The organism is Acrocarpospora macrocephala (assembly GCF_009687865.1).
GTDB classification, from domain to species: Bacteria; Actinomycetota; Actinomycetes; order Streptosporangiales; family Streptosporangiaceae; genus Acrocarpospora; species Acrocarpospora macrocephala.
Genome location: NZ_BLAE01000012.1, coordinates 82634 through 103094 on the forward strand (window position 1 = coordinate 82634; position 20461 = coordinate 103094).

Sequence of the window (20461 nt, forward strand, 5' to 3'; positions counted from 1 at the left end):
CATGGCCTCAGTGATCGCCCCCCACGTCGCCGATGGCGGCGTGGTTGGAGCCCCCGACCTGATGAGGGGCACGCCCTCGCCCGCGCACCGGCTGGTCACGCTCGACAACTGGCGGCGTCCGCCGTTCAACCGGTGGAGTTTCCAGCACGTACGCGAGCTCATGCCGTCGGTGGCGATCTCCCGCGGCACCGGACCGGTGTGGGAGTTGCCCAGCAAGCCCGCCGACGTCCTGGGATCCGGGGCGGGTTCGGTGCGCGAGATCGTTGACCGTACCTACACCGACGCGCTCGTCGTGCTGCGGGACGGGGAGATCATCGCGGAGGAGTACTACCAGGGCATGGACAGCGCGACGAAGCACCTGTGCATGTCAGTCAGCAAATCGCTCACGTCGACGTTGTTCGGGGCGGCTGTCGGCAAGGGGCTGATCGATCCCGAGGCGCTGGTCACCGACACGCTGCCGGAGCTTGGTGACACGAGTTACGCGGGGGCGCGGTGGCGGCACATGCTGGACATGCGTACCGGCACTGCGCGCCTGGGTGACGAGCTCTACGACCAGGAGCTGCAGATCACCGGCTGGCAGCCGATCACCGACACCTCGCTGGTCCCGGACATCTGGCCGGTCTACACCGGCCTCCCGAACGTCAAAGAGCATGGCTCGGAGTACGACTACCGCTCCTTCCTGACGTGCCTGCTCGGATGGGGAGCCGAACGAGCCGCCGGGATGCGCCACGGCGAGCTCTTCTCCGCTTGGCTGTGGTCGCTGCTCGGGGCCGAACACGAGGCCGAGATGACCGTCGACGGGCACGGAAACGCGCTCAGCGACGTCGGATTGTCGGCGACCCCGCGTGACCTGGCCCGCTTCGGAGAGCTGATGCGCCGGGGTGGCCTGTCCGGGACCGGGGAGCGTGTCGTTCCGGACTCGTGGGTACGCGACATCGTGACACCCGATCCGGACAGCATCGACGTGTTCGGCCAGCGCGGCCATTTCTATCTGCCACTGGATGGCGCCTACTACCGGAACCAGTGGTGGGTGGCCCGCGAAGGCACGCGAGGCGGCGTTTATTACGCCTCCGGCATCTACGGCCAAATGATCATGGTGCATGAACCGGCCCGGATGGTCGTGGTGAAGCACTCGACCTGGCCCGAACATTGGATCGACGAATTCGCCCAGGCGACAATCCAGGGATTCATCGCCCTCGGCGACCAACTCGCAGCGGAGTAACCAGCGAAGGCCCAGACCTGCGGCAGATCCTCAGGCCTGGGCCGTTCTTGGAAATCTCCGAGGAGTTCGCGTCGTTCCGCCCTGGAGAACCGGTGCCGGACGCGACCTCAGATGCTGCGATGACCGAGCCAGGCTGCAGTTCTATTGTCAGGATATGGATCTGCTGACTGCCGCGGCCTCGCTTGCCGGGGTCGCCGCGCTGGGGGTTGGCGCGTGGCAGCTTCGGGTGGCGGTGCTGGATCGTCGCGATGCCCGGCGTGTGCGCAGCGGACCAGGGCGTTCGCCGTCCGCCTATTCCACTGGCGCGCTTCCGGTCGCGGCGCCCTACGGTCGCCTTCCGGTCGAGGTTCTGGGCCGTGACGGTCTCAAGGCCGAGTTGAGGAGCGCGCTGAGGCGCGGCGGCAGGCGTACTCCCGATGCCTTGGTGCTGGCCGGGATGGGGGGTGTCGGTAAGTCGACGGTGGCGTTGTGGCTGGCTGCGGAGTTCCGTCGGCGTGGTCGGTCCGTATGGTGGGTGAACGTCGCGGATTCGGTGTCGTTGCGTGGCGGGATCGTGGAGATCCTTCGACGGCTGGACGCGCCCGAGTCGCTCCTGCGGGAGGTGAGTGATGCCGAGCCGACCGCGGCCGACCGGTTCTGGTTATTCCTGGCCGAGCGCCCGGCCGGGAGCCGCAAGGCCCTGCTGGTGTTCGACAACGCCGACGTGCCGGCTGTGCTGGCCGCCGACGGCAAGTCGACACCCGCGGACGGCGCTGGTTGGGTACGGGGAGGCGGGAACGTCTTCACGCTGGTGACCACACGGGTGGGCGATCCCCAGGTCTGGGGAAGGGGCGTGCGGGTGGTGCCGCTGAAGGTTCTCGATGACGTCGCGGCGGCGGCGGTGCTTCGGGGAACCGCTCCGGACATCCCCGATCCGGACGGGCGGGAGGCGCTGGAGCTCGCCCGGCGTCTGGGTGGACTGCCCCTCGCGCTGCAGCTGGCGGCGGTGCATCTGACCTCTCCGTTCGCGCGGTGGCACACCTTCGCGGACTACCGGCGGGCGCTGGACAGCGGTCAGGCGGGGGTCGCCGAATTGCCCACCGCGCGTTCCGACGCGCGGGCGACGGTCTCGCGAACCTGGGAGCTTTCGCTCGACGCGCTCGCCGACCAAGGCGTGGAGCGGGCGCGGGAGATGCTCTACCTGCTGGCCTGCTTCGCGCCGACCACGCCGATCCCGATGGCCCTGCTCGGCCCGGCGGTGACGGAGAGCAGCCTGCGCGCTCTGGCCGAGCTAGCGTTGATCGAGGCAGTTCCGGTGCCGGGGGGTCTGCCCGACCTTACGCTCCATCCGGTGGTGGCCGACACCTGCCGGGCGCGGATGACGGAGGACACCTCGATTCCGGAGCTGGCCGTGGGGTTGGTCAGCGACGCTGCCGGGGCGCTGGATGTCGAACGTCCCGCGGACTGGCCGCAATGGGAGAGGCTGATCCCCCATGTGGAAGCGCTTCTCCTCTGGGCGGCCCCTCATCTGGGCGAACCGGCGCTGCTGCGCTTGTCGGACGCCGCGGGCAGCGCGGTCTACTCACTGTGGCTGATCGGGAACAAGGAGGGCGCGGGCGGTGCGGAGATGGCACGCGTCCGGCTCGCCGCGGTGTCCAGGCTCGGAAACCGGCATCCCGAAGTGATCGAAGCCCGACACACTCTTGGTGTCACTATGGTCTCCCGAGGCCGCTTCCGCGAAGCCGAAGACCTGTTCCGCGCCACCCTTGAGGACCGGCGGAGCGTACTGGGCGATGCTGATCCGGGCACGCTCCTCACCAGAGATCAGCTCATTGGGGCGATCCTGGCTCAGGGCCGGTACGGCGAAGCCGAACAGATGTACCGCGACCTGATCGCCGACCAGGAGGCGTTCCTGGGTCCCGAACACAACGACACGTTGACGACCATCGTCGATCTCGCCTGGTCAGTGGGTGTGCAGGGCGATGCGGAAGAGGCCGCGAGCCTCTGCCGCCGAGCGCTGGAGATCGACCGCCGCGTCCTGGGCGAGGAACATCCCAGAACGCTCGATGCCTGGGCGGATCTGGCCCACTGGACCAACGAAGGCGGCGCACACCAGGACGCCGAAGACATGGGCACCGAAGTCGTGGACGCCGTGTCTCGCGTACTGGGTGCCGAGCATCCGCTGACGCTGACCATCAGGGCGACCCTGGCCCGCACGCGCGCGGCACTGGGCCGCACAGCCGAGGCCGAAAGCATGCTCCGCGACGTCCTGGCCACCATGGAGCAGGTCCTCAGCGACTCCGACGCCCGGCTGCTCACCACCCGCCGCGATCTCGCCAACGTGCTCACCGCCCAGGGCCACTCCCACCAGGCGGATCGAATCTATCGCCAGGTCCTCCACCTCCAGCAGCGATATCTCGGCCCAGCCCATCCCGAGACGCTCAAAACGGACCATCTGATAGCCCTCCATACGCGCTGACCGCGATGTCTCTGTCTCACCGAGCCGCACCTCACGTCTCGTCCTACCCTTACGACAATCGGGCTCCCGGAAAATCGACGAAGCTGGATAGGGTGCGTCAGTGAGTACGGAACGCCATCTGGCGGCTTGGTTGAAGGCCAAAGCTCCGGGCGAATTGCGGGCCCTCTTGGCTGGAGCCGGATACGTCAGCAATGGGGATATTTCGCCGCGTGATCTTGCTCGGCTGCTGCTTCAGTATCCGGTGGCGTTGAACGCTCTCAACTCCTGCACGCTTCCCGAGGTCGAGGCGCTGGCGGCGGTGGCCTGGCTGGCGGCGCGGCGGCACGGGGATCTGCCTAGCCATTACTGGCATGGCCATGATCCTGGGGATCGTGCGGTGCCGCGTGCCGATGTGGTCGGGCTGCTGGCCGGGTCCGAGCCCGGGGCGCGTGCGGATGCGGAGGCCGTGCTGGACGGGCTGGCCGGCAAGGTGCTGGTGCTTCCGCCGTATGGCAAGTCGGTGGTCGTGCCGAACGCGGTGCACTTGCACCTGACCGATGCGGCGGGGCTGGGCCGGCAGGCGGGCGAGCTCATGAGCGCGCACTTCAACGCGCCGGAGGTGCATCGGATCGCGGGTGCGCTTGGACTGGGCAAGGTGGGGACGCGTGAGGTCGCGCAGCGGAACGTGCTCGCGGTGCTGACCGACCAAGCTCGGGTGCGTGAACTGCTTGCCGAGGGGCCTGCTGCCGCGCAGGAGTGGCTGGCGAACATTGTCCGGAACGGCGCGCGGGTTCGGACTCATGTGTTCAAGACCGATGCCTACAGCGCCAAGTCCAGTTTCCGGGTTTCGGGCTCGGCTGACGCGAACACGGAGTGGCTGGCGGCGCGAGGGCTGCTGCTGCCGGCCGGGGCGCCCGAGGTGGCGGAGGTGCCGATCGAGGTGGCCACGGCGGTGCTCGGTGAACCGCGTGCCCGCTTTCATCCGCGGCCGCCCTCGCCGCCGCTGGAGCTGCCGGATATTTCCGGCGCTGATGGTTCCGCTCAGGCCGCCGCGCTCGCCGCCGTTTCCCAGATCGATCGGCTTATCGCCGCGTGCGCCGTCCAGCCTCCCTCCGTACGCAAGTCCGGTGGGCTCGCGGTGCGGGACACCAAACGCCTGGCCAAGACGCTCGGGCTGGCCGAGGAGATCACCCGGTTCTGGCTGGACCTGACGGTTCAGGCCGGTTTGCTTGGCGCGCACGCCGAGCCGGTTCCGCGGCCCAAGGGTCATCGCGGCAAGCTTCCGGAGCCGGTCGTGACGCTGCTGCCCACCTCGGCGTACGACGAGTGGCGGACCGGGCGGACGGAGGAACGGCTGGTCAGGATCATCGTCGGGTGGGCGAGCGTGGACGCGATCTTCACCTACACAGCGGATCAGGACGGGCCGCCCGTGGCCCTCACCGAGCCGGACCATCCCTACGCGGTCGGCGTCCGGTATGCGGTGCTGGAAGCGCTTGGCGCGTTGCCTCCCGGGAAGGGCAGCGGCCAGGACGCTCTGCCTTACCTGGTCGCTCGCGCCACCTGGCACCGGCCCCATCACGCCGCCGACATGCCCGACATGATGGGATGCCTGACCGCGACCCTCCGGGAGGCCGAACTGCTCGGGGTCGTCGCGCGCGGCGCGCTGACCCAGCTGGGGCACGCCCTGCTCGACCTGCTCCGCGCGCCGGAAACCTCCGATCCGTCGACGGAAACGCTCGTCGCCGCCCTGGCCGACATGCTTCCGGCCCCGCAGGTCACCGCCTTCTTCCAGGCCGACCTGACCGCTGTCGTACGGGGAACGCCAGAGGCGGCGCTGGCCGACCTGCTGGACGGGATGGCGGCACGCGAGTCCGAAGGGCACGCCGTGGTCTGGCGGTTCAGCCCGGCGAGCGTACGCCACGCGCTCGACCTGGGTCATGACGCCACCGACCTGCTCGAACGCCTCGCCGCGGTCGCCGAAGCGCCCCTGCCGCAGCCCTTCGAATACCTGATCAAGGACGTCGGCCGGGTCCACGGACGGATGCGGGTGGTCCGCTCGGGCTGTTGCATCCGTTCCGACGACGAGACTCTCATCGACGAGCTCGCGGGCACGCGCGCGCTCCGGGCGCTGGGCCTGCGCAAGATCGCGCCCACCGTGCTGATCAGCTCGGTCGGCGAGGCGGAGACCCTCGCCGCCCTGCGCGCCGCCGGCCACACCCCGGTGCTCGAAGCCGAGACGGGCGCGACGGTGGTCGAACGAACCGCCACCCGCCGCGCCAACCTCTCGTGACCGCGTCTACTGGGTGCGGTCACGGTTGAAGTTCTTCCTGGCCCAGAGGAATCCGACGATCGAGAGCCCGACGCACCAAGCGATGGCGATCACCGCGTTGTGGCCGATCGGGGTGCCCATGAGCAGGCCGCGGAGCGTCTCGATGATGGGCGTGAAGGGCTGATATTCGGCGAACTGGCGTACGCCGTTGGGCATGGATTCGGTGGGCACGATCCCGCTGCCGACGAACGGAAGAATGATCAGCGGGAAGGGCGCGTTGCTGGCCGCGTCCAGGGTCTTGGCCGCGACGCCGAACGCCACGCCCAGCCAGGTGAGCGCGAAGGTGGCCAAGGCCAGGAGACCGATCGCCATGATCCACTCGCCGATTCCCGCGGTCGGCCGGAAGCCCATCAGGAGTGCCACCCCGAAGATCAGCGCCATGCTGGTCAAGGTCTGCATCATGCTGGAGACGACGCGCGCGATCAGGATCGAGGGGCGGAAGATCGCCATGGTACGGAATCGGGCGATGATCCCCTCGGTCATGTCGACGTTGACCGACGAGGACGTGCCGAGGGATCCGGTGGCGGCGGTCATCACGACCAGACCGGGCACGATGTAGTCGACGTAGCTGGTGCTGCCGTTCCCCAGGTTGGCGACGGACGTGCCCAGGGCGCCGCCGAAGACGTACACGAAAAGCAGCAGGAAGAGGAGCGGGAAGCCGACGATGAAGATGACGGACGTCGGGTAGCGCAGGATCTTCTTGAGATCGCGGCGCAGCATCGTGATCGAATCGGTTACCGCGTAGGACCTGGTGCTCATGCCGAGGCCTTCCTTTCCATATTTCCGGTCAGGGCCAGGAACACATCGTCGAGATCGGGGGTGTGCAGGGAGAGGTTCTCGACGGCGACCGAGGCGCTGTCGAGCTGGTTGAGCACCGACCGCAGCGTCGCGACGGCGCCGTCGCTGGGGACGTGCAAGCTGAGGTCGTCGTCATGGCGGGTCACCTGGCCCAGGACGCGGGCGGCGGCGTCCATGGCGGCGACGTCGGCGAAGCGCAGGGCGATGCTGCCGCCCGGCACGCGGCGCTTGAGTTCCTCGGCGGTGCCTTCGGCGACGAGCCTGCCGTGGTCGAGGACCGCGATCCGGTCGGCGAGGTGGTCGGCTTCCTCCAGGTACTGGGTGGTGAGGAAGATCGTGACCCCGTCGGCGACGAGATCGCGGATGAGCTGCCACATCCCCCGGCGGCTGCGCGGGTCCAGACCGGTGGTGGGCTCGTCGAGGAAGATGACGCGGGGCGAGCCGACCAGGGTCATGGCCAGGTCCAACCGGCGGCGCATCCCGCCCGAATAGGTGATGACCGGCTTCTTCGCCGCCTCCACCAGGTCGAGCCGCTCCAGCAGCTCGGCCGCGCGCCGCCGTCCGTGACGCCGCTCCAGATGCCACAGGTCGGCCATGAGCAGGAGGTTCTCCTCACCGTTGAGGAGCGTTTCGACGGCCGAGAACTGGCCGGTGACGCCGATCATGGCGCGGACCGCGTCGGGCTCGCGGGCCAGGTCGTGCCCGCCGACGGTCAGCTGACCGCCGTCGGCCTTGATGAGCGTGGTGAGGATCTTGACTGCGGTGGTCTTGCCCGCGCCGTTGGGCCCGAGCAGGGAGAAGATCGTCCCTTCCGCGATGTCCAGGTCGATGCCGTCGAGCACGACGTGGTCTCCGTAAGACTTTCTCAACCCTCTGGCGGTGATGGCCATCTGCCCTCCCAAGAAGACTTGCACAATGTTCAAGAAGCAGCCTAGAGCCGAACTTGAACACTGTGCAAGTCCCTTACTTGAACAATGTGCAATGCCGTATCCTGGGCGCATGCCGCGCGACACGCTGACCACCGAGCGGATCGTCCGGACCGCCATCGAGCTGCTGGACGCCGAAGGTCTGGAAGGCTTGAACATGCGGAGCCTCGGCGAGCGGCTCGGCTCCGCCGCGACGGCGGTCTACTGGCACGTCAAGAGCAAGGACAACCTCGTCAAGCTGGCGGGCGACGAGGTGTGGAACGAGATCGAACTCCCCGATCTCGACGCGGTCGACTGGCGCACGGCGGCCACGACCATGGCCCACAGCCTCTACGACATGATCATCAGGCATCCCTGGCTGGTGATGGCCATGGGCACCCATGTGATGTACGGCCCGGGGAAGTCACGCCACGACGACCACGGTCTCGCGATCTACGAGAAGGCCGGGTTCGTCGGCGCCGACGCGGACCGGGCGATGGCCACGGTGTTCATCTTCGTGCTCGGCATCACCCTGGGCGAGTCGGCCGCGGTCACGCTGACCAGGCGGTTGCGCCGGGAGGGCGGCGACGCGGAGGAGCAGATGAAGGAGATGATGGCGCAGGCCAGCGAGATCGCGATGCGGTTCCCCCGGCTGCACGCCCGCATCGAGGCCGTCCAGGATGCCGGCTACGGCGAGGCGCCCGACAAGAGCCTCGAGTTCGGCCTCCAGGTCATCTTCGACGGCCTCGAAGCCCAACTCGCCGCGCGCTAAAGGGTCAGCCCACTTCGCGACGTCGGTATCGCGCTAAACGGTCAGCTCACTTCACGACACCCAATCGGCCGCACGCTAACGGTCAGCCCATTTCACGACGTGGGCTCGAAGCCCGACCGGCCGCGCGTTGACGGTCAGCCCGCCTCGCCGACCCGGTCCGCGACGTCGGCCTCGAACTCCTCCAGCAGGCGCTCGCATTCGGCCACCCGATCCCGGGCGTGCTCCCGGCCGGGAGCCCCGACCCAGTCACGACCTTCCACCTTGCGCAGCCAGCGGCGAAGCTTCTCCAGATCCTGCCGGATCTCCTCGGCCTCCTCGAAGGTGTAGTTCTCCCGGTAACGCTCGAACTCGATCTCCTTGAAGAACTTGGTCTCGCACTCCTCGACGATCTCGTCATACTCCTTGGCCGAGTTGGCCCGGAAACCCTCGAGGATCTGCCGGTGCTCGCGCTCGTCCACATCGTCCAGGACGAAGAAGTGGCTGGAACCCTCCAGCTCGGCGATCCGCTCCCGCACCCGATCCAGCGCGACCCGCAGTTCCTCGCGGTCGGGCAGCACGCAGACCGCCTGCTGCAGGTAGAGCGCGCCGAGCCGCTTGAGATCACGCCAGACGGCGACCCGGGCCTTGGAGGACTGGGACGGCACACGGTAGACGAGCAGCAGCCAGCGCCGCTCGTTCTCGGGTTCCTTCGCCATGGCCAGCAGGCTACCAGTCCGTTGACATGCCGAGCACAATGTAACTAAGGTCTCGTTGAAACTTCTGTTACATCTAGAGAGGGCGTTGCATAGTGCAAGGAACGACCTGGGGCCTGGTGGGCTCCACCTTCATCGCGTCGTTCGTGGAGTTCGTCGAGGCGCTGACCATCGTGCTGGCCATGGGATTCACCCGGAGCTGGCGATCGGCGATCGCGGGCACGATCGCCGCGCTGGTGGCCCTGACGGCATTCACCTTCGCGGCCGGTTACGCGCTGAGCACCTGGCTTCCAGAGGCGGCGCTCCAACTGGTCGTGGGCACACTGCTGCTGATCTTCGGTTTGCAGTGGCTGCGCAAGGCGACGCTGCGCTCCAGCGGGTTGAAGGCGTTGCACGACGAGACCGAGGAGTTCGCCAACCAGGCCGCCGCCGCCCGCGCGGCCGGTTCCGACCGGCGTTTCGGCATCGACACCTTCGCCTTCGTCGTCTCGTTCAAGGGCGTCTTCCTGGAAGGCGTCGAGGTGGTCTTCGTGGTCATCACCTTCGGCCTGAGCGCCGGCAACATGGGTGGCGCCGTGTGGGGCGCGGTCGCGGCCGGAGCCCTCGTGCTCGTGCTCGGCGCCGTCCTGCACCGCCCGCTCTCCATGATCCCCGAGAACACCCTCAAGTACGGCGTGGGCCTGCTGCTGGCCGCCTTCGGCACCTACTGGGCGGTTGAAGGCCTCGGCGTGCTCAGCTCCGAGCACCACAGCCTGGAGTGGCCCGGCGGCGACCTGGCCATCCTGGTCCTGCTGGCCGGCTGGCTGCTGCTCTCCCGGCTCCTCGTCGCCACCCTGCCCCTGCTGCGAAAGGAGATGGCCCGATGAGATTCCTCAAGGCCTTCGGACGGTTCTGGTACGACTTCATCATCGGCGACGACTGGAAGATCGCGGCAGCGGTGCTCACCGCGCTGGCCCTCACCGCCATAGCCATGACGACCGGGCTGCTCTCCGGTTCCATCCTGGTCATCGTTGGCGCGGTCGCGCTCTTCCTGTTCTTCGTCGTGAGCATGGTGGTCGATGTGCGCAAGTAAGGCCATGGCATCTCTTGGTGTCTTGCGATCAGAACTTTGGGCTGACACAACAAAACCGGCCATGCGGGGCGGCGCCCGCATGGCCGGTCGATCGGGCCGGCTAGTTGATCACGAAGGTGGAGCCGGGCTGGATCACGATGTTGCCGGTGGCCGAGTTGGTGATGGCCACGTTGGTCAGCGTCGCGCTGCCGCGCGCGCCGCTCATGGCCAGGATTCCGGCGCCGTTGTTGGATTTGTCGATCTTGACGTTGGTGATGGCGACGTTCGGCACTTCGCCGCCGCCGGTCTTGAACTGGATGCCGTCGTAGGTGGAGTCGAAGATGTCGGTGTCGCGGATCGTGACGCCGGGGATGGGCTGACTCTGGGCGAACAGGGTGATCGCGCCGAACTCCTGGTCCTCGTTCCAGAAGACGCCGCCCGCGCGGTAGAGCGCGTTGTTGGCGATCAGCGTCTGGCCGGAGAAGGGCAGCGGGTCATGGTCGGTCGCCAGCATGATGCCGGGGTAGTTCATGGTGTCGTAGATGAGGTTGTTCTCGATCTTGTTGCCGAACCCGCCGTAGATCGCGATGCCGTTCGCGCGCCACGGCAGCTGGATCGTGTTGTTGATGAACTGGTTGTCGTGGGCGACATCGATCGCCTGGTTCTTCACGAACTTGTTCGCCCACACCGCCAGCGAGTCGTCCCCGGTCGTACGGAACGAGGAGTTGAACACCTTGGAGTTGCGCGTGCCGTTGGTGAAGTTGATGCCGTCCGCGTAGGTGTTGCGGATCCGCATGCCGGTGAACTCCAGGCCGTCGCCCGGTCCCCACAGGTCGGGGATGTTGTCGAAGTCGCGGCCGACCCAGACACCCACGTTGGCGTGCTCGATCCAGACATTGCTGATCTTCGTGTTGAGGCCGAACCGGCCGTTCAGCCCCACGCCGCCCTCGGCGTTGCCGTCGCCGCCGCGAATGCGGCCGGAACCGAAGATGGCGATGTCGGAGATCTGCACGTTGTTGTCGATGTCGAAGCCGAAGTTGCCCTCGTGCGGGTGGTTGATGCCGCCCTGGGCCAGGTGCGGCTCGGTCAGCGTGTACAGCTGGGAGTGCCACATGCCGGCGCCGCGGATCGTGACGTTGCTGATGCCCACCTGGTTGAACTGGCCCCGGTTGAGCGGGTCGTCGGTGAGGATCTTCTTCTCCTGGCGCCACTGGCCCGGCGGGATCCAGACGCAGCTGATGACGCCGTTCTGGTCGTCGGTGACGGCGCGCTGGATGGCGGTGGTGTCGTCGAGCCCGTCGTTGGGGATGGCGCCGTAGGTCGTGATCGAGGTGCAGCCGGCCGGCTGGCTGGTCGGCGGGGCCACCTGCTCCAGGTCGATCAGGTCGATGATGTAGAAGGGCGCGTTGTCGGTCCCGTCGCGCTGCAGGCGGAACTTGGTGCCGACCGGGTAGCTCTGCGCGAGCAGCGCGTGCGACTCGTCGAACAGCCGCCGGGCGTCGGCCTGCGGGGTGTTCGTCAGGCCTTCTGGCTGGTCGGTGTTCCCGTAGAGCCAGCTGTGGCGCGAGGACAGGTTCAGTTTCTGGGCGAAGGTTCCGTTGATGTAGAGGCTGATCGTGGCGTCCATGCCGCCGCCGCCCGGGGCGTCGGGGATGGAGTTGCGGACCACGATCGAGTTGGCCTGGTTGGTCGAGGTGAACTCGACGAACTGGCCGGTGCTGTTCAGGCGGACCGACTGGCGGCCGGAGGACTCGGTGGCGAAGTTGGTGTGCCCGAAGGTGCGCAGGGCGTCGGCCGTCAGCAGGGTGCCCTGGTAGCTGGCGGATTCGGCCTCGTACTCGACGTACGGGACGGCCGCGCCGCGCCCGACCACGATGGCCTGCGAGAGCGTGTTGTTGCCCTCGTTGGTCTCGGCGACCACGTTGGTCGCGTCGGCGGTGGCGGTGATGGTGGCGCCGCCGCTGGTGGCGGTCCAGCTGCCGGTGACGGCCACGTTCACGGTGGCCCCGGCGGCGATCGACGCGGTGTTGGTGTTGAGCGTGGTGCCGCCCACCGACAGCCGGGTGACGGTGGTCGCGCCCGACGCGGTGGTGCCCCGGTTGTTGACGGCCACGGTGAAGGTGACCTGAGATCCGACGGCCGGGTTCGGCGGGTTGGAGGTGATGCCCGTGACCTGCAGGTCGGGGCCGGGGGCCTGGGCGACCACCAGCGGGGTGGGCGCCACGAAGGTGTTGTTGGTCTCGTTCTGTTCGAAGACGGTGTTGTCGGCGTCCACCCGGGCGCTGACCTCGTAGCTGCCCATCGCGCGGGTGCCGATGTTCGCGGTCACCGTCGCGGTGGCGTTGACGGCCAGGCCGGGGATGTCGGCGGTGCCGACCAGCGCGCCACTGAGGGAGAAGTTGACGCTGTCCGCGGCGGAGGCGGCGGTGCCGGAGTTGCGGACCGTGGCCGACAGGGTGATCGCGTTGGTCTCGTTCGGCGTCGGCGGGGTCCAGGACAGGGCCGTGACCGTGAGGTCGGGGTTGGGGGCGGGCACGCCGAACACCTGGAACTCGGCGACCTGGCCACCGGGCGCGCCGGTGTTGCTGTTGATTCTCAGCTGTACGTCGGCGACGGTCGCGCTCAGGTTGATGGTGACCGAGTTGCCGCCGGAGGCCGGGTTGAAGGTGTAGTTGGCGGCCGAGACCAGGTTGGTGTAGCCGGTCGCGCTCTGCTCGCGGCCCAGCACCTGGATGTTCTGGGTGCGGGTGCCCCATTCGGTGCCCGGGTTGAGCTTCAGCACGACCGAGCTGACCACGGCGTTGGAGCCGAGCTTGACGGTCAGCGTGTTCGGGAAGGCGCCGGAGTTGGCCTCCCAGTAGGTGGCCGTGTTGTTGTCGTTGGCGTTGGCTGCCACGAATGTGTGCACGTGGCCGGACTCCACCATTTCCTTGCCGATGGCGAGGTTGGAGCCGGGGTCGCCGGTGCCGTTACGGGTCACGCTGTTGGAGTTTCCGGACAGGTTGCCCGCCGCGTCCTTGGCCCGCACGAAGTAGGTCACGGTCGCGCTGTCCGGCTGCGTGTCGGTGTACGTCAGGATATTTCCGGCGACGCTGGCGCGGAGGGTGTTGTTGGCGTAGATGTCGTAGCCCGTGACGCCGACGTTGTCGGTCGAGGCGGTCCAGGTCAGGCGGATCTGGCCGGCGCCCGGCTGGGTGAACGCCAGGTTGCCCGGCACGCTCGGGTTCTGCGTGTCACCGCCCGGCGTGCCGTTGCGGGTCACGCTGGCGGAGTTGCCCGACAGGTTGCCCGCCGCGTCCTTGGCCCGGACGTAGTACGTCACGGTGGCCGTGGACGGCTGAGTGTCGGTGTATGTCGTGACATTTCCGACGCTGGCCCGGAGCTGGTTGTTGGCGTAGATGTCGTAGCCGGTCACGCCCACGTCGTCGGTGGAGGCGGTCCAGGTCAGCCGGATCTGGTCGCCGCCCGGCTCGGTGAAGGCCAGGTTGGTCGGCACGCTCGGCGGCTGGGTGTCGGTGCCGGCGGGGGCGTACACCTCGAATTCGGAGATCTGCCCGGCCGCCCAGCCGGTGTTGCCGGTGATGTTCAGCCGGACGTACCGGGTGGAGGCGGGGTTGAAGGTGATCGTCACCGTGTTGCCGCTGGCCGGGTTGAACACGTACCCCGCCGAGCCGACGATGTCGGTGAAGGTCGTGCCGTTCTGGCTGCCCTGGACGGCGAGCGTCTGCGTACGGGTGGCCCAGTCGGTCGCCGGCAGCTTGAGTACGACCCGGTTCACGGTCACCGACGAGCCGAGGTCGACCTGCAGCCACTCGGGGAAGACGTTGTTGATGCTCTCCCAGTAGGTGGCCTGGTTGCCGTCGTTGGCGTTGCTCGCGACATAGCTCTGCGAGACGCTGCTGCCGGTCATGGTCCGGCCGGAGGCGAGGTTGCCGCCACCGCCGCCGGCGCCGTAGATCTCGAACTCGGAGATCTGCGCGGCGGGCCAGCCGGTGTTGGCGGTGACGTTGACCCGCCAGTACCGGTGACTCGCGGCCGCGAAGTTGATCGTGACCGTGTTCCCGGTCGCCGGGTTGAACGTGTAGCTCGCCGAGGCCACGACCGTGCTGAAGGTGTTCCCGTCGGCACCGCCCTGCACGGAAAGCGTCTGGTTACGCGTCTGCCAGGCGGGATCGCCCGGCACCTTCAGCACGATCTGGTCGACACTGGTGGCGGCGCCGAGATCGATCCGCGCCCACTGCGGGAAGACGTTGTTGGTGCTCTCCCAGTAGGTGGCCTGGTTGCCGTCGTTGACGGCCGACACCGCGTGTCCGCCGGTGGCGCTACTGGCCAGGGTCGCCTTTCCCAGCGACAGGTTGGGCCCGCCCGCGGCGGAGGCCGGCACGACCGACCCCCACACGAGCAGCCCGGCGGCGACCACCGTCGCCACCAGCCGTAACGGCATGTTCAGCTTCCTCATTCGCGTTCTTCTTCTCTCGTCAGGCACGACTGGACCGGGTCTGAAGGCATGCGCCTTCGCCGCACGTAGATGCGGGGCAGGTGCACGGACGCAGTGCATCCCTGAAGTTGCGAGGAACAGCGAGAAAACGGACGCTAGCTTGCAAGATTTTTGCGCAGAGCTGATCGGATGTTACATAGGCGAAACAGTCCCGTCAACGGGTGAGAAACACCGGATGTCAGGGCGGCCGTGAATTTCAGCGGAGGCGGCGGATCTCGCCGTACGCGCGGTAGAAGCCGCCGCTGGTCGCGGTCCGGATGCCCTCCACCAGGTAGCGGGCGCCGGCCTCGCGGATGCCCTTGGGAAACTGCACGTTCCAGCCCTGGTCGTAGCCGGGGGACAGGACGCGGACCCGGAGGCGGTCGCCCTCGGTGAAACATTCCACCGTGATGCCCTCGTCGGAGTGGGTGGCGGTTTCCAGGACGAGGGTCGGTTCGACCGCGACCAGGCCGGCGGCGGCCTTCACATCGACCGGCTCCGGGACGGTGCCGGACTGGGCGGCGAGGATCGCCTGTTCGGTGGCGTCGATGCAGGCCAGCGTGCCCTGGCCGGTGACGATGTAGAGGCGCTCGTCCAGGTACTGCATCGAGAGGGCGGAGCCGCAGCCGGTGCCGAGTTTCCACAGGCGGGTGCCGTCCTCGTCGAAGCAGTAGACCGAGGAGGAGGAGTCTCCGGCGAAGACGTAGCGGCCGCCGGGGGCGGTGGCGCAGGAGTAGATCGTGTCGTCGCAGTGGTAGGTGGCTTCGATCCTGCCGTCGGACTTGGCCAGCCGGACCACGCGGTCGGCGCTGGTCCCGGCGTAGACCGAACGTTCCTCCTGCCAGCCGAACAGGACCGAGCCGGGAATGCCACGCTGCCAGACGGGGGTGCCGTCGCCGGCGTCGTAGCGGGCGACCCCGCCGGAGTGGCCGTGGTAGACGGCGTCGCCGTCGCAGCGGACCATCCAGCCGGAGCTTCCGTTGCTCTTGCGCTCCCACTGGAACTCGTCCTCGTGATCGATGGCGGTGATCCGCCCGGCCACGTCGGAGACGCCGAGCACGCCGTCGTAGATGTCGAGCCAGTAGATGTCCACGTCTTCGGCGATCTCGTACGCCACCCGGGGGACCTTGCCGGAAAGGTCGTAGACGCGGCCGTCGTCGGCGCCCGCGTAGATCCAGAAGTCGTCGGCGACGATGCACTTGACGCCGTCGGGCAGCCTGAACTGGCCGACCACCGAGCCGTCGTGGGTCACCTTGTAGACGTCGCCGCGCTGGTTGCCGACCCAGCAGCGCTCCTGGTCCACGAAGATGCCGAACGCGGCGGAGCCGCTGGCGAACCGCCATAACACCGGGGCCCGGCGGGCGGTGGAGGCCCGGCTGACGGTCGGCCGGTGGGTGACCGCGCGGCGTTGCCGTACGCCGCGGACGGCCGGGGCGTAGCCCTTGCGCAGCTTCTCGTCGATCTTCTTCTGGGCGGCGGCCTGGGCTTTCTCGGCCGTGGCGAAGGAGGACACCTTGGTCTGCCCCGGCACGCCGATCCGGCCGTAGCTGATCGACACGTCGGTGCCGGAGACGATGACCTCGTAGTACTTGTGCGCGCTACCGCTGTCCTCGGACAGTTCCAGATATGTCATGACGCCTCCCGGTCTTGTGATCAACTGGCGAGAGCGTATGGGAGGTCAACGACATTTTTCCGAAGATCAGAGCAGTGCCAGGCGGCGTTGCTCCTCTTCGACGATCTGACGGGCGAGGGAGGCGTCGGAGATGTCGACCGCGTCGGTCAGGCCTTCGGCGACCTCGCTCCGCCGGGCGTACGCGTCGAAGAGCTCGGCCTTGGCCTCCAGGATGTGGAGCAGTCGCTCGTCGACGCTGTCCACGGTGAGCAGCCGGTGCGCCTGAACCGTACGGACCTGGCCCATCCGGTGGGCGCGGGCGATGGCCTGGGCTTCCATGGTCGGCTTGACCTGGGGTTCACAGATGATCACGACCGACGCGGCCTGGAGGTTCAGGCCGGTTCCACCGGCTTCGATCTGGCTGAGCAGGACCGCATGACCGGGTGCCGACGAGAATGTGTCGACAACCTTCTGGCGACGTGCCGCCGAGAGTCCTCCCGTGATCGGGCCGTGGATCTGTGGTCCGAGGGCTTCGCGCACCGCCGCGAGGACATCCTTGAAGTAGGAGAAGACGATGACTTTGAGGTCGTTTTCCTCGGCTTCTTTGACAATCTCCGTGAGCCGTTCGAGTTTGGCCGACTCGGCGGGGACCGCATAGGCGGCGCGGCGCATGGCCATCCATTTCCCGGCCAGCACGGCGCTCCGGTAGGCGGCCAGGTCCGCCTCGCTCATCTCCTCCCACTCGTCGACGTGGACGATCTGGGGAAGCTCATCCAGAACGTCGCGCTGATTTCTGCGGAGGTAGACGGGCGCGACCGCCTTGCGGAACGCGGTGGCCCCGGCCACGCCGTCGCCGATCCGAAGCTTGGAAAGCAATTCAGGTTGGAGGTACGCGACCAGGTTGCGGAACTCCTCGACCCGATTTTCCATGGGCGTACCAGAAAGGAAGAGCACGCGTTCGGTGCGCCCGCACCACTCGGCGACGGCCAGCGAACGTTTGGCGCTGGGATTCTTGATGTAGTGCGCCTCGTCCACCACGAGCATCTCCACGGCCACCTCGGCCGGGAGTTCGAGCTGGTCGAGCATGGCGAACGTGGTCACCCCGACGCCCCCGAGGCGGGTCCATTCCGCGGTGGCGGCGGCGCGGTCCCGGCCGTGAATGGGGTACGCCTTGAGGGTGCTCCGGCGCTCGATCTCCCGTAACCAGTTGATGAGGACGCTGGCGGGGCAGACGACGACGAAATGTTTACCGCCGCCGGCCTTCAGGTGAGCGAGTGCGGCGATGGCGACGATCGTCTTGCCCAATCCCATCTCATCGCCGATGATCACGCGGCGCTGGGCCAGCGCGTAGCGGGCGCCGAAGGCCTGGTATCCGCGTAATGAAACCGTCCGGTGCGTGTCGTCGAGTTCCTGGGCTTTGACGCGCTCGGCGATGTCGTCGGACAGGAAACCTTCGGCGGCCGGCCGGTCGGGTTCTATTCCTCCGATCTCGGCGAGCAGACCCTGATATTCCGGCGACTGGATCTCATAGTCCGTCCAGGCTTCGAAATCGCTGGCCACCGGACGGAGCAGATCGACGGAGGCCTGCGCGAAGAGGGTGCGCGCGTCGGCCGCGGTGGCTTCGGAAAGGAGCGACGAGATCTCGTGGACGGCTTCGCGGGCCCGGCGACGGCCTTCCGCACCGGCGAACCACATCCGAAGACGACTGCGCGCGGGACGCGCGACGGGCAGAGCCGCGGCCAGTCGTGCCTCGGTCGACCCGGCCAGCCGATGCGCGCGTTCCAGGCTCGGACCGGCGTTCACCAGCCGTTTCAGCGCCTTGAGCAGGTCGGTGGTGGGCGCGTCCTGCCGATCGATGTCGATCCTTATGCTGACAGCGTCCGCGACCGCGCGCTCGATCTGCTGGGCGGCGGCGTAGATCTGCCGCGCCGAACGCTGGCCGACCCCGGGGATCAGCTGCAACGTGTAGGGCGTCACCCGCAGCACGTCCCGCACCGACGCGTAGCCCGCCTGCTCGACCGCCCCCAGCCGAAGGCGGCCTTCCGTCACGTCCTTCAACCGGCTTAACGGAATCGCGCCCAATTCCTGCTGAGCGGCTTCCGTGCGAACCACCGACAGCGCCTTCTGGACATCGTCACGGGCCTGGTTATGGTCGGCAAGAAAGGTCTGAGTGATTCCCCGTAAGGCCACCGCCCTGGCGAGAATGTCCCTGACATCCCGGGTGGTGAAGGCCGCTCCCTCCTCCCCTGAGCCGTCCACGTCCCGCCCCTCACCAGCGCCGCAACGTCCAGCGTTATATCCACAGAATTCGTGAATTGTAGTCAACGCCAACCGCGCCGGTGCCCAGGATGAGGCAAGTTTGACGTCTGGGAGTCTCGCTCCCCCGACCCGCGTGATCGGCACGCAGGAGGACTACTGGGCCGGGTCAGCCTCCGGCGGTGACGTGGGGCGCTGAGTGGTCGAGGCTCTCAGCGCCTCGGTGAGTTCGACCCCGGCGAGACTGGCGGCGATCGAGCCGCGGTCGAAATGACGTGGGGTCGAACTCCCAGTCGGGATCCAGGTGGAATGCAGGAAACGCCAGGGCGACCAGACATTCGGGCAGGAGTGGATGACAATCCGTGTACGGAAAGGTGCTGGCATGGGTATCCAGGGCATGCGGGATCTATGATTCGTCCGGCAAAATAATGAGTGCGACATTGGCTCTCCAGGACTGATCATCGAGGTTTGGCTTGTCTGCGATACAACCGGCGCCCAAGCTTCCGCCCGGCCCACGCCGAGCTCTCGCTATCGCGACGATGACATATGCGGATCCTGCGTTCAGCGGGCTCCGGGCTCCGGCCGAGGACGCGGTCAACCTGGCCGACGTGCTCGGCGACCCCGAGATCGGGGGATTTTCTGTTTCCTCGCTTGTGGACCGATCCGCTCAAGACATCCGGCGGAGCATAGATGATCTTTTGTCGAGCTGCGGCCTCGATGATTTGTTGTTGCTCTACCTCTCCTGCCATGGTGTTCTCGATGCGCGCGGTCGCCTCTACTTCGCCGCCACGGACACCCACAAGAGCCATTTGGCGTCCACGGGGATCGAGTCAAGCTGGCTGCTCGACCAGCTGGACGAATGCCGAGCCCGGCGCCAGGTTCTGATTCTGGACTGCTGCTTCAGCGGCGCCTTCGCCGGGCGGGCCAAAGGTGAAACCGAGATCGACCTTCGGCGGCACCTCGTGGGCCATGGCCGAGGCAGGGCGGTCCTTACCGCGTCCCGTGCGGGCGAGTACTCATTCGAAGGCGAACCACTCGACCAGGGGGCTACCGGATCAGTCTTCACGACAGGGTTGATCGAGGGGATTCGATCTGGTTCCGCCGATCAGGACAAAGATGGTTATATTTCGGTCGAAGACTCCTATGACTATGCCTATAAATATGTCCAACGGCATGGTGCCGCGCAGACACCGCAGCGCTGGCTTTTCGGAGCCGAAGGCTCGATCTATTTGGCGCGCAATCCTGTCGGTATTCCCATCACCCCGATAAAATTGCCGGACGCGCTGTATTCCGCGCTGACCAATCCGTACCCCGAAGTGCGCGTCGGCGCCATCAACGTGCTGGCGGGATGGTTACTCAGCGGAGATCCCGAGCAGATGTACACGGCTCGGAAAGAACTTGAGCAGATCTCCAGCACGGACATTGCCAAGGTCGCGAGTGTGGCCCAAAGCATCCTTGCCGATTCCGAGCAGCAGGCCGGCTCCGAATTATCTGCTCAGCTGTCCGAAACCGAGGATCTGCTCCGGGAGAGGCAACGTCAGGTCGAAGAATTGAGCCGCCAGCGCGACAGCATATCCGACCATCTGGGGCAGCTGCGCGCGCTACTCAACGAAGAGCCGAACGAGGCGGCGGCAATTACCCCGCAGAACGAATCAGATTGGTGGCGGGATTAATCACCGACCGGCCTGATTCGGCTGTGTGATATCGGCTTCGGTGGTCACCGACCTCAATCTGAACACGTTGCTCGCCCGGGTGGCCACCTACCTCGACTTCGAGGGCAACGTGCCCCCCGGCAGGATGATCCGCGGTGGCCGGGATCCCCCGGCCACATCTGGCGCCGCATGATCACCCACCTCATCGGGCTGGGCTAACCGGGACGGCCGAACCTGGCCGCCCCGGCGCAGTGCGTA

14 protein-coding genes are annotated in these 20461 nt (G+C 67.3%); 8 read left to right on the forward strand and 6 right to left on the reverse strand.

What is annotated here, in order from left to right; all coding sequences use genetic code 11:
- Position 1: 1 nt before the first annotated feature.
- The 3 genes from Amac_RS11980 (at position 2) to Amac_RS58365 (ending at position 5949) form a co-directional block, all read left to right on the forward strand.
- Positions 2-1222, forward strand: a complete 1221-nt coding sequence (locus Amac_RS11980) for a serine hydrolase domain-containing protein (protein WP_170322450.1) — start codon at positions 2-4, stop codon at positions 1220-1222.
- A gap of 154 nt (positions 1223-1376) precedes the next feature.
- On the forward strand, positions 1377-3680 hold the full coding sequence (locus tag Amac_RS11985; protein WP_155354423.1) for a tetratricopeptide repeat protein: 2304 nt from the start codon (positions 1377-1379) through the stop codon (positions 3678-3680).
- A gap of 100 nt (positions 3681-3780) precedes the next feature.
- Positions 3781-5949, forward strand: coding sequence for a helicase-associated domain-containing protein (locus Amac_RS58365; RefSeq protein ID WP_155354424.1), 2169 nt, complete (start codon positions 3781-3783; stop codon positions 5947-5949).
- A 6-nt stretch (positions 5950-5955) separates the two neighbouring features.
- Here the strand turns inward: Amac_RS58365 and Amac_RS11995 are convergent, their stop codons facing one another.
- Entirely contained in the window at positions 5956-6747 is a 792-nt protein-coding gene (locus tag Amac_RS11995) for an ABC transporter permease (protein ID WP_155354425.1), read from the reverse strand.
- A complete protein-coding gene (locus Amac_RS12000; protein WP_155354426.1) occupies positions 6744-7676 on the reverse strand; it encodes an ATP-binding cassette domain-containing protein in 933 nt (310 codons plus the stop codon). The genes Amac_RS11995 and Amac_RS12000 overlap by 4 nt, the downstream gene beginning before the upstream one ends.
- Before the next feature lie 109 nt (positions 7677-7785).
- On the opposite strand from Amac_RS12000, the gene Amac_RS12005 reads away from it, so the two are divergent.
- Positions 7786-8463 carry a TetR/AcrR family transcriptional regulator gene (locus Amac_RS12005; RefSeq protein WP_155354427.1) on the forward strand — a complete coding sequence of 226 codons (678 nt, stop codon included), beginning with the start codon at positions 7786-7788 and terminating at the stop codon, positions 8461-8463.
- Between the two features lie 134 nt (positions 8464-8597).
- Here the strand turns inward: Amac_RS12005 and Amac_RS12010 are convergent, their stop codons facing one another.
- A complete protein-coding gene (locus Amac_RS12010; RefSeq protein ID WP_155354428.1) occupies positions 8598-9158 on the reverse strand; it encodes a Chromate resistance protein ChrB in 561 nt (186 codons plus the stop codon).
- 116 nt (positions 9159-9274) lie between these two features.
- Between Amac_RS12010 and Amac_RS12015 the strand changes: the two genes are divergently transcribed.
- Entirely contained in the window at positions 9275-10021 is a 747-nt protein-coding gene (locus Amac_RS12015; protein WP_218041029.1) for a COG4280 domain-containing protein, read from the forward strand.
- The gene (locus Amac_RS12020) at positions 10018-10227 is read left to right on the forward strand and encodes a hypothetical protein (RefSeq protein ID WP_155354430.1); all 210 of its coding nucleotides are present in this window, start codon (positions 10018-10020) and stop codon (positions 10225-10227) included. The genes Amac_RS12015 and Amac_RS12020 overlap by 4 nt, the downstream gene beginning before the upstream one ends.
- A gap of 100 nt (positions 10228-10327) precedes the next feature.
- Here the strand turns inward: Amac_RS12020 and Amac_RS12025 are convergent, their stop codons facing one another.
- The 3 genes from Amac_RS12025 to Amac_RS12035 all read right to left on the reverse strand — a co-directional run bounded on the left by Amac_RS12025 (position 10328) and on the right by Amac_RS12035 (position 18554).
- Positions 10328-14665 (reverse strand): galactose-binding domain-containing protein, encoded by a 4338-nt coding sequence (locus tag Amac_RS12025; RefSeq protein ID WP_246268266.1) that lies wholly within the window; start codon positions 14663-14665, stop codon positions 10328-10330.
- A 235-nt stretch (positions 14666-14900) separates the two neighbouring features.
- Positions 14901-16316 carry a WGR domain-containing protein gene (locus tag Amac_RS12030; protein WP_155354431.1) on the reverse strand — a complete coding sequence of 472 codons (1416 nt, stop codon included), beginning with the start codon at positions 16314-16316 and terminating at the stop codon, positions 14901-14903.
- Positions 16317-16382: 66 nt separating this feature from the next.
- Positions 16383-18554, reverse strand: coding sequence for a DEAD/DEAH box helicase (locus Amac_RS12035; protein ID WP_155354432.1), 2172 nt, complete (start codon positions 18552-18554; stop codon positions 16383-16385).
- 470 nt (positions 18555-19024) lie between these two features.
- On the opposite strand from Amac_RS12035, the gene Amac_RS12040 reads away from it, so the two are divergent.
- Both Amac_RS12040 and Amac_RS57270 read left to right on the forward strand, forming a co-directional pair.
- Positions 19025-20224: a caspase, EACC1-associated type gene (locus Amac_RS12040; RefSeq protein ID WP_281356271.1), complete on the forward strand. Its 1200-nt coding sequence runs from the start codon at positions 19025-19027 to the stop codon at positions 20222-20224.
- Between the two features lie 40 nt (positions 20225-20264).
- Positions 20265-20396, forward strand: coding sequence for a hypothetical protein (locus Amac_RS57270; RefSeq protein ID WP_281356272.1), 132 nt, complete (start codon positions 20265-20267; stop codon positions 20394-20396).
- Positions 20397-20461 lie beyond the last annotated feature (65 nt).

Bases quoted from the DNA above. Each gene is read 5' to 3' on its own strand.
- Amac_RS11985 (WP_155354423.1), top strand. From the start codon at position 1,377: ATGGATCTGCTGACTGCCGCGGCCTCGCTTGCCGGGGTCGCCGCGCTG.
- Amac_RS11980 (WP_170322450.1), top strand. From the start codon at position 2: ATGGCCTCAGTGATCGCCCCCCACGTCGCCGATGGCGGCGTGGTTGGA.
- Amac_RS12000 (WP_155354426.1), bottom strand. From the start codon at position 7,676: ATGGCCATCACCGCCAGAGGGTTGAGAAAGTCTTACGGAGACCACGTC.
- Amac_RS12030 (WP_155354431.1), bottom strand. From the start codon at position 16,316: ATGACATATCTGGAACTGTCCGAGGACAGCGGTAGCGCGCACAAGTAC.
- Amac_RS12025 (WP_246268266.1), bottom strand. From the start codon at position 14,665: ATGAGGAAGCTGAACATGCCGTTACGGCTGGTGGCGACGGTGGTCGCC.
- Amac_RS12020 (WP_155354430.1), top strand. From the start codon at position 10,018: ATGAGATTCCTCAAGGCCTTCGGACGGTTCTGGTACGACTTCATCATC.
- Amac_RS12010 (WP_155354428.1), bottom strand. From the start codon at position 9,158: ATGGCGAAGGAACCCGAGAACGAGCGGCGCTGGCTGCTGCTCGTCTAC.
- Amac_RS11995 (WP_155354425.1), bottom strand. From the start codon at position 6,747: ATGAGCACCAGGTCCTACGCGGTAACCGATTCGATCACGATGCTGCGC.
- Amac_RS12005 (WP_155354427.1), top strand. From the start codon at position 7,786: ATGCCGCGCGACACGCTGACCACCGAGCGGATCGTCCGGACCGCCATC.